Raw genomic sequence first — 12,621 nt, forward strand, 5'->3', positions numbered from 1 at the left:
AATAGGCATAAAACGTCATCCGTCGTCTGTGGTTATAATTCTGGACATTTATTTCCAATAAGAATTGCCATCTTTTAGATATCTGAAAGAACTCGCCGTGAATGTGTAGATCCAATTATAAAGCATGTTTATTGATCCTGCTTCTTTCGATAAGCGCTTGTAAGTCTTCAAACCAAGCGGAGAAGGAAGCAGATTGTAGCTTTGAGACCTTACAGATTCGAACAACTCTTAGCGGAGAAAGAGATCCGAATCTCGCGTTTTCGCAAACTTTTGAGGATCTAAACCAGCCATATATTGATCTTGGATATACCGATCGTACTATTTGGATCAAACTGCAGAGTAAACCATTTGCTGCGGAAAAAAAATGTTATATGGTCTTAGAATGGGCTACTCTTACCAATATTGACTTCTTCTTAGAAACAGATGCTGGTAATTGGAACCTGTATGGTCAGGCAGGAGCAGTTTTAGAAAGAAGCAAATGGAAAGTTGCTTGGTTGGATTATCCGAGTATTCCACTTCTTCGAAACAAAGAAATATTAGTACGGATCAATACTCGTTCATTAGTTCGTATTCCTTTCTTTATCTTATCCGAAGAAGAAGCCATAAACAAAACCAATGATCGCACCATGTACACCTCCTTTTATGCGGGGTTCATGCTCGCGATATGTTTGTTTTCTTTATTTTTCTTTTTTACCCTCAAAGACCAAATCTATCTTTGGTACGGAGGTTATATATTTTTTATAACAATGAACTTTAGCCTAATGTATTCTTCCGCACCTAGGATTCTCTTGTCAGAAACTCCTTATTGGCTCAATCATGGATTCTTCTTCAGTCAGGCACTCACCTTATTCTTCGGAGTTGCATTCTTTAGAGAATTTGTGGACTTGAGATCCACCTTTCCTCGTTTTGATAAAATCGCGATCGCCATACTTATTTTTGCTGCTCTAAGCTCAATAGCTGCCGCTCTTTCGGATTGGAACCAATTATTTTCCGGAGTATTCTCCCTTATTTATATGATTTGGATCCCAGCTTTTTTGATCGTTACGATTAGAATGTTGATTCAGGGACAAAAACATCTTTTAACATTCGTTATCACTTGGGGTACTTTTTATTCGGCAGCATTCGTATACATATTATGGATCACGCGAGTACTTCAGCCTAATCCTATTTACTTTTATTTACCGGTTTGGGCACTTCCTTTGGAAGTTATATTTTTTGCGGCGAGTATCTACGAGCGATACAAAAGTATAGATTCAAGAAGAAAAATATTAGAAATCGAAATGAAGACTGCAGTGGATCGGTTATCTGAATTTTCTCTGAAGCCAGAAAAATCCCAACCATCGGACGGAAAAACTTCTAAATACATCAGAAGCAAGATCCATAATACGAATGTAAATCAGATATTGGGAGAAATCGAAAGATTATTTACACAAGAAATGATATTCAAGGAAGAGAATCTTTCCTTAGCGACTCTTGCTACGAGGTTGGAGTTAAATCCTCACCAACTTTCAGAAATATGTAATACTCAATTAAACACGACATTCCCGAGACTATTATCCTATTATAGAATACAACATTCAATCCATCTTCTAAAAGAAAAATCCGAATGGAATATTTTAGAAATTGCTTATGAATCCGGATTTGGCTCCAAGGCTGCGTTTAACGCCGAATTCAAACGGATTACAGGACGAACTCCCAAACAATTCAGAATCTTCGAATTAACTTAACAAAACTCCTCTTTTAGGCTAAACATCGTAAAAAAAGAGACCTCTTGCTCAAAGTAGAAAACTTTTTTATCAATACCGGATTCGTTCAAGCGCAGGAGAGAATGATTATGCTATCCTTCCGAATATATGAAGAAGTTTCTGATCGTTCTATTCTCCATACTTTTTTTCATTATAATCTGGTGGATTTTAACTCCTTCTCCCCATGAATACAAAAGAATCCCAAATTCGGAATTTTCGTTTGAGACCGTAATTTTCAGGAGCCCAGATCCGAAACGTCTTTCTGATTTTTACACGAATGTATTCAAAGCTAAAGAAACAGAGAAGAAGTCTGACTGGGCCCTCGGAGATCCGCTCTCTTCTGTCATTAGTCTCAGAACTCCTGATTACCAAGAAGAAGGGCCAATATTTACGATATTAAAATCTGAGAAATCTAATCACGGAACATCTGCTGCAAACGATCTGGGTTACGCTCATATCTGTTTCGAAACGGATAATGTTCCAGGGCTTATCCAAACATTTCTAAAGAATGGAGGAAGTATCGACAGTGTTTTTGAGGACTTGCAAAAAGTTCCTGCAATCTATGGAAGAGATCCGGATGGAAATATAATCGAAATTCATATTCCATTTCCTACTCCTCTTAGCCCAAGCACTATCTTTCGAAGTCTAAATTCATTGGTAAGGACTCATTTCAAATTGGATCCGCCTGCAATCGACAAAATCCGATTCCTTCATGTGAATATCAATACCAAAGATTGGACCAAAACTCTTTCTTTTTATAGTAAGATATTCGAAACTTCTTCTACAGGATTTGAAAGAGATTATAAGGGAGACTTTATAGAAAAGTTAACTGGAATCCAAGGAATAGAGATCAAAGGCCGCCATCTTCCCCTCCCCGGATATGACGAAGGGGGGCCTACTGTAGAGATTTTCACCTATAATAATTTTAGCGAGAAGGGTCCATTAGAGAAATCCGATGCTGGAAAAATTGCGGTGGGATTTTTAACTTCCGATTTACGATCAGCAGCAAACAAAATACTCCAAGATGGAGGAATATTAACGGAAGAATATAATAATACCATAATGTTCAAAGATCCTGACGGAAATCTTATACTTGTTTCCCAGAAATAATTAAACTTTGGAAAAATGAATCCATGAAAAATAACCTTCCTAACAAAATGAACGCAGTCAGACAGATCGCCCCCTTGTCTGAAAATAATATCTCGGACCCAAAAGAAATCTTAAAAGTTTTAGAATTAACCCAACTAGATCTTCCTAAGCCTGGACCAGGCCAAGTTCTCATAAAAGTCAACCGGGGCTCCATGAATCCCAACGATCTATATCATATCAAGGGAGTGTATAGTTCTACCTTGAATTACCCTTATCCAAGAGGAGTAGGATTCGAAGGAGCAGGAACAGTCGTTGCGAGCGGAGGTGGAATTATTGGGAGGATGAGACTCGGGAAAAGAGTCGCCTTTTATACGAAGAACGGTCTTTTCGCAGAATACGTATTAGCTGATGCATTAAAATTAATTGTACTACCTAAGGATGTGGAATTTCAAGAAGCGGCATCTTCTGTAGCAAATCCTATCACCGGTATCGGAATGGCAAAATGGGCCAAGGCTTCCGGTTCACAATATTTCTTTATCACTGCAGCTGCAGGTGCAGTTGCCAGAATGACGATGAGAGCGGCTAGTAGATACGGATTAAAGAGTATAGCTATCGTACGCAGAGAAGAACAAAAAGAGATCTGTAAAGAAGAAGGCGCGTCTTACGTATTAAACCAATCCGATCCGGACTTCGAAAAACAACTCACAAAACTTTGTAAAGAAGTCAATTGTACATACGGTTTCGATTGTATCGGAGGAGAAATGCCCTTAACATTGATACGTTCTATGCCCCAAGGATCTACCCTATGCATGTACGGTTATTTTAATACCGGACCAATGTTATTCCAACCCCAGAAACTATTTAACGGTTGGAAAATACAATTCTTCGAAACGGAATATTATATCAATTCACTCTCCCTTGCCTCTAGATTCCTATTATCCAGAGAAGTTATCCGAAATGTAAACGGGATCTTTCGACCCAAGATCCAACGCCAATTTCCTTTGGATAGGATACAGGATGCGTATGCATATTATAGCCAAAATATGACAGAAGGAAAGGTACAGATCCTTTGTGAATCTACAACGCGCCAGGGATAGTAGCGGTATACCGCGCCGCAACACAAGTGGTGAGGCGCAGATACAAGCGGATAGCCCGATCCGAGCGTTCGACGAATATTCGTCACACCTCTATACGAGTCGCGAGGAGGCGCCCCAAAATATATTAAATATTTATAATATAATAAACATTTTGTAAGTTCTACACTTTAAATATATGGACTGTTCGTTCAATATTTTTATTATAACGAACGCTTTAAAAAGAAAAAACTTCAGAACCAAGAAAGAATCTTGGGGAAAAATAAACGATTTATAAGTAGGTCCCGTTAAATATCTCCACACATATAAAAACTATCCGTGATTGATTGGGAATTCAATGGAGAGAATTCAAAATGTTTAACAGAAGGAAAATGAAAATTTTTTGTTCTGTATCGGTGGTCTTTGCTATATTGGCAAGTTGTTCCCCTGAAACAGACCAAGCGTATTTACCGTTCTCGCTTCCAAAATCAGCAAAGTCCACGTACAACACCGTACGAGCTTTCTTAGTGACGACCACTCCCCCGGTTGTTCCTCTGAGCACGAACGGAAGATATATCGTGGATTCGAATAATAACCGTTTCAAATTGAAAGCGGTGAACTGGTATGGAGCAAGTGATACTCGCCAAGTAGTGGGAGGCTTGGACAAACAACCTATCTCTCATATTATTTCTTTGATTCAGGAATGGGGCTTTAACTCGGTTCGTTTGCCTTTTTCCAATCTAATGCTGCACGACGCGAATATCGTTCCGAACGAATATGTGGCGGCTAACCCACAATTTTTCGGAAAGACGGCCTTACAGATCTATGACGAGACTGTTGCCGCTCTCACTGCTGCCGGAATCGTAGTGGTTTTAAATAATCACACTACCTTCTCCGAATGGTGTTGTGGATTCGACTATAATGGCCAATGGTATCATACGGGATCTTCCTTCGCTTATAACCAAACTCCAGAAATGTGGAAAGCGGATTGGGTCTTCTTAGTAAATCGTTATAAGAATAATAAGTTAGTTGCTGCTGCGGATCTTAGAAACGAAGTGCGCACCCAACGTTTTAACGATACACATCTTCCGAATAGCCCGAACTGGGGTTGGAATAATATAGACGATTGGCGTAAGGCTGCAGGAGAAGCAGGAAATGATATCTTACGTGCAAACCCGGATATGGTTATCGTTGTAGAAGGTATCAATTGGTGGGGTGCGATCCCAATTTTAGGTTCAGGAGAACGTCCTCACTTAAAACCTGTTCGTGATCTTCAAGTTCATATCCGCAATGTAAATAAGCTGGTTTATGCAGCTCATAACTACGGATTTATCGGACCAAAACATAACGGTGACGATGCTACATCCGGCGGAAATATCAAATACAAGGATATGGATTTAAATACTTTCCGTAACACTATCACTGACGAATGGGGTTATGTAACTGATCCGGATGCAGTCACTACTGCACCAGTTTGGGTAAGTGAATTCGGAGCTTCTCCAGGAGAAACAAATCCTGCGGATAGAGAATGGCTCAAAAGACTTGTGGATTATCTAATTGAGAAGGATCTAGATTTCGCGTTCTGGCCTCTAAACGGAGAAGACGAATGGGGACTAGTAACTTCTGATTGGTCTCAAACAAAAAGAGGCAACTGGCGAGATGAACATATGGATCGCCTTCTTGCTTCCAATGGTAAGACTGGATCTGTTGCGTATGTAGATCATTTGACCAAGATCGGTTTTAATGGTGTAGATGATAACGTAAGCACGATCGATAACGATTGGTTATCAGGTGCAAACAAAGGAACCTGTCCGGATGGAGAACGTCTATTAGGTTTGAGCCGCGACCAAAGAGCACTTTGTAGTGATACAAAATACGGAAAACTTTGGCATGCGGACCGCGCGACTAACGTGCAAGCAGTGTATGAAACCACTACTCGTTACCATGGCACAGGAGATTGGGCAGGCGGATTTACTAAATACGAATGTCCTAATGACTACTATGTTGCCGGAGCGACCAAACACTCTTGGGGAACAAGTGGTATCCTTTGTGCACATAGTAAGGTTCCTCTTGCAAATTCTTGTCGCACCATTTGGTTCGACAGAGGAGATAGCCGTTCTTCCCAACGTGGAGGAGACTGGGCGCCTGGTTCTTACAAAGGCCAATGTGCTGATACCGAATACGTAGCCGGTGTTGCACAAAGAGACGGAGGTGGAGCCGCACTACTTTGTTGTTCTTCTCCATTGAGCGGAGAATTACCTTTAGTATATAAGGCAAAAAATCTTTCTCACCGCACAGGATTCGCAGAAGGTGATGCTTGGGTGGTGACTACAGCTGATCATTGGGCAGATCATATTATCTATGGTCCTTATGACAGAGGTCGTTGGGGAACCGGTAACAAACGAGCCGTATTCCGCATGTTAGTAGATGTTACTAACGCGAATAACGATAAGATTGTAACCATAGACGTGTATGATGGCCAAGATGTATTGGCAAGAAGGGACGTTTACAGAAATGAATTCGTGGGCCCGGGCCAATACACTAACTTCTCATTAGATTTTAATATAGCACCCGATAAAGCGGATCGTCCTATGGAAGTTCGCGCGTGGTGGTATGATACTTCTTACGTAAAGACCGAGAATGTAACGGTTCAGAATCGATAATATCGGCTGCCGGGTGAAATTTTACCCGTAAGACGATTAATAAAAAAAAGCCGGCTCGAATGAGTCGGCTTTTTTATTTAAGCATACGGATTATTTAATATTCTTATTAGAGATCCACAGTAACTCTCAAAAAAGTGGCAGGGATTGAAATTCCCGTGCCGTCACTTTGATTCTGCAAATTTGCAAGCTCTATAAGTTTCGCTCTCAGTTCCTGAACTTTTCCGATTTTTTCGGCCGCCGCAAAGGCATTCATTGTAGGACCATAAAATTTTCTTAGAGAATCGATTAAATCTTCGGGAGTTTTATCCGGTGAAATAAAATTATACGTATCTTTGAGTAAGGATATTTTTTCCGTTTTTACTCCGGCCTTCACAAAATAATCTAGAACATAAGCCTTCATCCCCCAAGTCATTGGACTTATAAATCCTTCCGGCGGAGGAGGAGAAAAAGATGCGCTGATTCCTAATAACTGGGAAACGAATGAAGTAGGATCATTGGGAATCCAATTCCCCATCACTATACGACCTCCCGGTTTTGTAACTCGGACCATCTCTCTTGCAACATCATATGGTTTTGGAGCAAACATAGCCCCAAAGACGGAAAGAGTGAGATCGAAAGAATGATCCGGGACTTCTTGTAAATTACATGCATCTCCTTCTTGGAACTTTAAATTGAAAAGACCTTCTTCGGCCGCTCGTTTATTTCCTGCTTCCACTAAATTTTTTGCAATATCGATCCCTATCACCTCTGAACCAGTTTTAGCAAGTGGGATTGCAGTGGTTCCGTCTCCACATCCAAGATCTAAAATTTTTAAAGGAGATATTATTCCCAAGTGAGTTACAAGTTCTTGTCCTGACCTGCGCATCATGGACGCAATCTCAGTAAAATCACCTTTTTCCCATAACATTTTGTTTGGGTTTTCCGTTTTAGATTCAAAAGCCTGTTTTATCATATAAGTGTAGATCCTATTGTAGAGTAGTATATTCTTTCCAGCCTTCTACCCAATATGCCGGGCAGAATAAATTCTCAGTGACAAGATGATTATATTTGCGGATGATGAAAGCTCCTTGTATAATTCTGCAACCTTGGGTAAAAACTTTACAGGCTCTTGTTATGGAAATTAATTCTCATCCACTCGTTCGACAGGAAAAAATTTGTATCTGGGGGAGTCGTTGTTTGTTCGCGGGTTCGCTTCCTGATCTAACCCTTCGCCGAAGAGCAGCGGCAACAGTTTGTATTAGCTTGGACGAAGAATTCCAAATTTCTCTGAATGATACTGATTGGATTAGTTTCCGTTCAGTACTCATCCCTCCGATGGTGGATCATTCTATCCGGTTTTCCGGAAAATTTTGTGTATTACTCTTTATGGATTTAAGCAGTCCTAATTATGAATCTTTAAGAGCATCGAATCTCGAAAGTGAAAACGAAGGTATCTTTATTTCTTTAAGGGAAGAAGAAGAACTATTTAGCACGATCAATAAAATTTTATCCTTTGATTCCGATTCGGAAGAAGCCTTATTGGAATTATTAAATCAGATTCCTCCGGTATCGGAAAATGGATCCAGAATGATAGATCATCGTATCCAAAAGATCGTTGAATTGATCACCACAATGCCACATGAAGATCATTCTGCAAAAGATCTTGCGGAATTTGCGGGTATGTCGGTTTCGAACTTGGAGCACCAATTTAAAAAAGAGATCGGCATTCCATTTCATTCCTTTCGCAATTGGTTTAGGCTTAAATTAACGGTTTATTCGCTTCTACATGGAATGAGTCATACAGAAGCAGCACATCGTGCAGGATTTTTCGATTCAGCTCATTTTACACGAACCTTTCGTTCCACATTCGGATTACCTCCTTCTGAAATATTTAGAAATACTAGATATCTGAAATCGTTTATCGAAGTTCCTGCAAGTTACGCAGAAGCTTAATCATTTCGGCTAAATACGATCCTATTCGCGGCTTAGATAAGTTCTCATCTGCCCCTTACCTTTTACGTCGACTAATCTTCTAATTTCGATCTGAGAAGTATCGTTTAATAGATCGTAAGTTGTTTCAGAGATTTGGATTCGACCTGGTACTCCGTGGGATTCTAATCTACTAGCGGTATTTACCGCGTCACCCCAAAGATCATATGCGAATTTTTTCTTCCCGATTACACCGGCAACAACCGGTCCGGAATGTATACCGATACGCATTCTTAAAGGATTTCCAGAAGGATCCCTCAAAGTTTTTACAAATTTTTGCATTTCGATCGCCATTCTCATCGCATTCTCTGCATGTTCTTCATGCCATATGGGAATTCCAGAAACCGCCATATAAGCGTCTCCGATCGTTTTAATTTTTTCCATTCCATATTTTTCGGCAAGAAGGTCAAAATGAGAAAACACATCATTCAGAAAATGTACCAAAGTTTCAGGAGATACTTTTTGAGAAATCACAGTGAAGTTTTCTATATCTGCAAATAATATAGAAACCATTTGATAACCATCGGCGATGGTAGAAGGATTTCGTTTTAATCTTTCAGCAATAGGCTCAGGCAAAATATTCAACAAAAGGTTCTCTGCTCGATCATGCTCTTGTTTGTTTTTAGAAATAAAATAGTATAAGCTGAAAAAAGTCAGCGTTCCTGCACCGACAATATTGATAACAAAAAATAATATCTGTAAATTACGCTCCACCCTTGGCATTGGTAGAGGAAGATAAAATTCCGCTAATCCTGTTAAGATCAAGACGATCAAAAATAATCCAAACCAGACCAAACCTTGCCGGATCGGAGCAAAAGAAAGTGCTCCAAGTGGACAGAGTATCGCCCAAATGATAACCGCTCCGGAATTTTCAAAACCTCCTAAGCTTAATTGCAAAAGTACAGGAAGTATTAAGATAAAAAGAAATTGGAGAAATCTAAAAGCCAAATACTTTCCTGTAACAAAAACAAAAAACAAACTCAATAAACTTAAGAGAGCATATCCCCCTGGAATAATTGCAGATTGCGCAAAACCTAATATAAAATATAGAAACCCCCATAAAAAACCCGCAGCAGTAAATGCTATCGAGAAATTTATTAGCCCATCTTTGTGAAGTTTATCTCGTTCTTTTGTTCTCATGTGATAACTCTTATTTGTTTAATTGACTGATCTAAAAAGATCCATCGCTTGTATAATTCTGCAAATTCATAAAAAAAAACTACCTCGGAAAAATTTTTTCCAAACAACTGCAGAATTATACAAGGTCGAGAAATAAATACATCGTATATTGATGTATATGCACGTTACGGAGGTAAAATTTAAAAAATGAAAGATATTCTTTTTTATCAACTTTTCGAACCTCAATCTTCCACTTACACTTATTTGATTGCAGATTCGGAAACGAAAGAGGCTGCCATCATCGACCCAGTATGGGAAACGGTACATAGAGATCTAAAACTGATTCGTGAACTCGGTTTGTATCTAATGTACATTTTAGAGACACATATTCATGCGGATCATATTACCGGAGCGGCCGAAATCCGCAAAAACACGATGGCACAAACAGCCGTAAGTGCGTTGGCCGAAATAGATTGTGTAGATATTCTACTCGTAGATGGCCGTATACTTCCGCTTGGAAATAAAGAAATCAAAACAATTGCTACACCGGGACACACAAACGCATGCATGAGTTTTCAATTCGAAGGAATGATTTTTACAGGGGATTCTTTACTGATCCGCAGCACGGGTAGAACCGACTTCCAAGAAGGATCTGCCACTAAGTTATATGATAGCATTACTCAAAAGTTATTCTCTCTTCCGGATGAAACTCAAGTTTATCCTGCTCACGATTACCAAGGTTTCACAAGCAGCACAATCTCTTTGGAAAAAAAATTAAATCCCAGAATCGGAGGAAATCGTTCTAAAGAAGACTTCAAGAAGATCATGGAAGAACTACAACTTACAACTCCTAAAAAAATGCATTTGGCCCTGCCGGCAAATAACGGATGTGGTAATTTGGAAATCGTGAGAACGATGAGTCCTCGTAGTATATCAGGAATTCCTACTGTTTTAAATGAGGAGGTATATAAGAAAATTGGAAAAGTTAAAATTATAGATGTACGTTCTCCGGAAGAATTCCACGGACACTTAGGGCATATTCGCACTTCCCAACTCTTAACGTTGGGCTCCGAGTTAACTAAGTTTCTAGAAGCCGGTGACCGTTTCGAAGAGATCATCTTTGTATGTCGAAGTGGTAAACGTTCCAGACAAGCCACAGAAGAAAGTATTCGTTTAGGTTATAAATTCACATCCAATATGGCGGGAGGGATGATGAACTGGAATGAGAAATACCTGCCTAAGGAGTAAGAAGAATGGCAACAGAATGGATAATGGGGCTCGTCGGCGGAGTGGTGATTGGTATCGCTGTTTCTTTGATGCTTTTATGGAATGGAAGAGTTACCGGGGTTAGCAGCATCGTATACGGCGTGCTTGTTCCTATCAAAGGTGATATAGCTTGGAGATGGTATTTTATAGTCGGGCTTCTACTAGGTGGACTTTCTTTACAAGCAACAGCACCGGAACTTTTAACAGTTGAGCTACAAACAAAAGCATGGATCGGCTCGCTTGCCGGAATACTTGTTGGGTTTGGCGCGATGTTAGGAGGGGGATGCACGAGCGGACACGGGGTTTGTGGAGTAAGTAGAGTTTCTCCAAGATCTATTGTCGCTACAATCGTGTTCATGGCTGCAGGAATGGCTGCGGTCGTCTTACTTAGAAAAACAGGGCTACTTATATGAAGTATAATATTGGAGCACTGATTGTAGGTTTACTATTCGCCATCGGCTTAGGTGTATCTGGAATTTTACAACCTGCTAATATAATAGGTTTTCTAGATGTTTTCGGGAAATGGAACCCTGCCCTTCTTTTCACTATGGCCGGGGCTGTTGGAGTTCACTTCATTACGTATAAATTAATACGAAAAAGAAAAACTCCAATGTTCTCAAAAGATTGGTTTATTCCGACTCGCCAAGAAATCACTCCCGCTCTCGTTATCGGAAGTTTGATTTTCGGGATTGGCTGGGGATTAGGCGGTTATTGTCCGACAGTTTCAGTTACTTCGCTTGCAAGTTTTGAAATGAGACCTCTTGTCGTTTTTGTCAGCATAATTTTTGGAATGTTACTGTTCTGGTTTCTGGACAAAAAAACAAATTTGAAAAGTAAATTAGAATAAACTAAAATGTTAATCTTGGGATACATTTCTTCCTTCATAATGGGAACTTTACTGGGGCTAATCGGTGCAGGAGGTTCTATTCTAACAGTTCCCATTCTTTTTTATTTTTTCGGACAAGATGCGATCTTTGCTACCACAAACTCGCTCTTCGTAGTCGGAATAGCGGCCTTAGTCGGTGCAGCCATCCAGCTAAAAAAAAGAGATACAAACATAAAGGTAGGGATGTATTTCGCAGGGCCAAGCTTTCTAGGCATTTATATTGCGAGATATTTGCTTCTGCCCTCGCTTCCAGACATTTTAATTTCGAGCTCAACCATTACACTTACAAAACCTTTACTTATTATGATCATTTTTTCGATCATAATGGCCTCCAGCTCCTGGGCTATGATCCGCTCAAACAATTCTTTCCAAACGGAATCATTAAAATTATACTCAACACCGTCTAACTTATTCGGTATTGGTCTTACTGGGCTCATAGTGGGAACGATCACAGGTTTCGTGGGGGCAGGAGGAGGTTTTCTTATCATTCCGGCCCTTGTAATTTTACTTAAATTTTCAGTAAGACAGGCCGCGGCTACTTCCCTTGCTATAATTGCCGGAAATTCTCTTTTTGGATTCGCAATCAGTTTTAGATCTGAACAAACTGAATATTGCCCCTTACTTTTAATCATTTGTGCCTTAGGAATTGCAGGAATGTTTTTGGGACTGAAACTTTCGTCCAGAATGAATGAAAAATATCTGAAAAGTAGTTTTGGATATTTTACGTTACTTGTAGCTTCGCTAATCTTATGGGATCAGGGAGGAAGGTTATAGGTTACTGCTACTCCACAGTTACTTATATTGTTTGTTTT

General features: G+C 39.8%; 11 protein-coding genes. 9 read left to right on the forward strand and 2 right to left on the reverse strand.

Annotated elements, in window-relative coordinates; all coding sequences use genetic code 11:
- Positions 1 to 101 precede the first annotated feature (101 nt).
- From CH365_RS17820 to CH365_RS17835, 4 genes are all read left to right on the forward strand, one after another.
- Entirely contained in the window at positions 102 to 1,727 is a 1,626-nt protein-coding gene (locus CH365_RS17820) for a 7TM diverse intracellular signaling domain-containing protein (protein ID WP_100769892.1), read from the forward strand.
- A gap of 126 nt (positions 1,728 to 1,853) precedes the next feature.
- On the forward strand, positions 1,854 to 2,855 hold the full coding sequence (locus tag CH365_RS17825) for a VOC family protein (protein ID WP_100769893.1): 1,002 nt from the start codon (positions 1,854 to 1,856) through the stop codon (positions 2,853 to 2,855).
- 23 nt (positions 2,856 to 2,878) lie between these two features.
- On the forward strand, positions 2,879 to 3,931 hold the full coding sequence (locus tag CH365_RS17830) for an alcohol dehydrogenase catalytic domain-containing protein (RefSeq protein ID WP_100769894.1): 1,053 nt from the start codon (positions 2,879 to 2,881) through the stop codon (positions 3,929 to 3,931).
- Positions 3,932 to 4,281: 350 nt separating this feature from the next.
- A complete protein-coding gene (locus CH365_RS17835) occupies positions 4,282 to 6,570 on the forward strand; it encodes a glycoside hydrolase family 5 protein (RefSeq protein WP_100769895.1) in 2,289 nt (762 codons plus the stop codon).
- 106 nt (positions 6,571 to 6,676) lie between these two features.
- Here CH365_RS17835 and CH365_RS17840 read toward each other — a convergent pair whose 3' ends face one another.
- Positions 6,677 to 7,522 (reverse strand): class I SAM-dependent methyltransferase, encoded by an 846-nt coding sequence (locus CH365_RS17840; protein ID WP_100769896.1) that lies wholly within the window; start codon positions 7,520 to 7,522, stop codon positions 6,677 to 6,679.
- Positions 7,523 to 7,746: 224 nt separating this feature from the next.
- On the opposite strand from CH365_RS17840, the gene CH365_RS17845 reads away from it, so the two are divergent.
- Positions 7,747 to 8,502 (forward strand): helix-turn-helix transcriptional regulator, encoded by a 756-nt coding sequence (locus tag CH365_RS17845; protein WP_244283278.1) that lies wholly within the window; start codon positions 7,747 to 7,749, stop codon positions 8,500 to 8,502.
- Positions 8,503 to 8,523: 21 nt separating this feature from the next.
- Here CH365_RS17845 and CH365_RS17850 read toward each other — a convergent pair whose 3' ends face one another.
- On the reverse strand, positions 8,524 to 9,678 hold the full coding sequence (locus CH365_RS17850) for an adenylate/guanylate cyclase domain-containing protein (protein ID WP_100769898.1): 1,155 nt from the start codon (positions 9,676 to 9,678) through the stop codon (positions 8,524 to 8,526).
- A 186-nt stretch (positions 9,679 to 9,864) separates the two neighbouring features.
- Between CH365_RS17850 and CH365_RS17855 the strand changes: the two genes are divergently transcribed.
- Genes CH365_RS17855 through CH365_RS17870 form a run of 4 tightly spaced genes read left to right on the forward strand, consistent with a single transcriptional unit; the run spans position 9,865 to position 12,583 of the window.
- A complete protein-coding gene (locus CH365_RS17855; RefSeq protein WP_100769899.1) occupies positions 9,865 to 10,905 on the forward strand; it encodes an MBL fold metallo-hydrolase in 1,041 nt (346 codons plus the stop codon).
- Between the two features lie 5 nt (positions 10,906 to 10,910).
- Positions 10,911 to 11,336, forward strand: coding sequence for a YeeE/YedE family protein (locus CH365_RS17860; protein WP_100769900.1), 426 nt, complete (start codon positions 10,911 to 10,913; stop codon positions 11,334 to 11,336).
- Positions 11,333 to 11,770 (forward strand): DUF6691 family protein, encoded by a 438-nt coding sequence (locus tag CH365_RS17865; RefSeq protein ID WP_100769901.1) that lies wholly within the window; start codon positions 11,333 to 11,335, stop codon positions 11,768 to 11,770. The genes CH365_RS17860 and CH365_RS17865 overlap by 4 nt, the downstream gene beginning before the upstream one ends.
- A 39-nt stretch (positions 11,771 to 11,809) precedes the next feature.
- Entirely contained in the window at positions 11,810 to 12,583 is a 774-nt protein-coding gene (locus CH365_RS17870) for a sulfite exporter TauE/SafE family protein (RefSeq protein WP_244283293.1), read from the forward strand.
- The last annotated feature ends 38 nt before the right edge of the window (positions 12,584 to 12,621 follow it).

The sequence above is a fragment of the Leptospira neocaledonica genome (assembly GCF_002812205.1).
Taxonomy (GTDB): Bacteria; Spirochaetota; Leptospiria; order Leptospirales; family Leptospiraceae; genus Leptospira_B; species Leptospira_B neocaledonica.

Bases quoted from the DNA above. Each gene is read 5' to 3' on its own strand.
- CH365_RS17820 (WP_100769892.1), top strand. From the start codon at position 102: ATGTGTAGATCCAATTATAAAGCATGTTTATTGATCCTGCTTCTTTCG.
- CH365_RS17825 (WP_100769893.1), top strand. From the start codon at position 1,854: ATGAAGAAGTTTCTGATCGTTCTATTCTCCATACTTTTTTTCATTATA.
- CH365_RS17830 (WP_100769894.1), top strand. From the start codon at position 2,879: ATGAAAAATAACCTTCCTAACAAAATGAACGCAGTCAGACAGATCGCC.
- CH365_RS17835 (WP_100769895.1), top strand. From the start codon at position 4,282: ATGTTTAACAGAAGGAAAATGAAAATTTTTTGTTCTGTATCGGTGGTC.
- CH365_RS17840 (WP_100769896.1), bottom strand. From the start codon at position 7,522: ATGATAAAACAGGCTTTTGAATCTAAAACGGAAAACCCAAACAAAATG.
- CH365_RS17850 (WP_100769898.1), bottom strand. From the start codon at position 9,678: ATGAGAACAAAAGAACGAGATAAACTTCACAAAGATGGGCTAATAAAT.
- CH365_RS17855 (WP_100769899.1), top strand. From the start codon at position 9,865: ATGAAAGATATTCTTTTTTATCAACTTTTCGAACCTCAATCTTCCACT.
- CH365_RS17860 (WP_100769900.1), top strand. From the start codon at position 10,911: ATGGCAACAGAATGGATAATGGGGCTCGTCGGCGGAGTGGTGATTGGT.
- CH365_RS17865 (WP_100769901.1), top strand. From the start codon at position 11,333: ATGAAGTATAATATTGGAGCACTGATTGTAGGTTTACTATTCGCCATC.
- CH365_RS17870 (WP_244283293.1), top strand. From the start codon at position 11,810: ATGGGAACTTTACTGGGGCTAATCGGTGCAGGAGGTTCTATTCTAACA.